Source organism: Streptomyces sp. NRRL F-2664 (assembly GCF_000719345.1).
Lineage (GTDB): Bacteria > Actinomycetota > Actinomycetes > Streptomycetales > Streptomycetaceae > Streptomyces.
Genome location: NZ_JOFX01000290.1, coordinates 1 through 675 on the forward strand (window position 1 = coordinate 1; position 675 = coordinate 675).

Below are 675 nucleotides of genomic sequence, written 5' to 3' on the forward strand. Positions count from 1 at the left end.
CCCGGGGCTCCTCCAGCCGACCGTTTGCGGCGAACAGCGCAGGCCTGACGCCCACTCCGTCCTTCTCAGGCACCGCTGCCAACCCACACGGCTCTACAACGCTTCCGGAACCGCATCGGGCTGTAATCGCGGCGCGGCCGCCCTCCAGCCTGATGGTCGGCTCGAGGACTGGCAGGACAGGCCCTTTTTCTTTGATTCTATAGGTGAATTCATGAACGGGATTCCATACCGGGGTGGTTCCTGCTGTCGGCGCCTTCACGTTGGAAGTTACTAGGACTTTTTGGGCTACGCCGAGGTCCGACACCTTCGTGCTGCTTACGTAGAGTCGTGCGCCCTCGCTCAATGACTCCATGTCAGTCCCTGTGTAGGCACCCCGGATGGTAGAGATAGCGACTCCCGCCTCTCCGGTGCGCCGCAGGTTGGTGATAATTTTTCCAGTACTTAAATCGCGGAAGTAGAGGAAGTCCTGTGCTGGGCCTGCATCGGCCTTCAGCGGAAACTCGACTATTCTCTGGTCGAGGCCGTTACCGAGGATCGGGCGGAGCTCCTCTGACCATCCTTCATCATTAGTGACCGTGACGGGGTGGGCGGTTCTTTCTGGTGGTGCGGGGACTTCGCCGAGGTTGACGGTTGATGACTGGTTGCCGTTCCATACCCGGAGGTGGGTGTAGGCCG

1 protein-coding gene is annotated in these 675 nt (G+C 60.3%); it reads right to left on the reverse strand.

Features of this window, described 5'->3' with window-relative positions:
- On the reverse strand, nucleotides 1–675 hold a 675-nt coding region (locus IF89_RS46795; RefSeq protein ID WP_158718156.1), incomplete at both ends, for a hypothetical protein.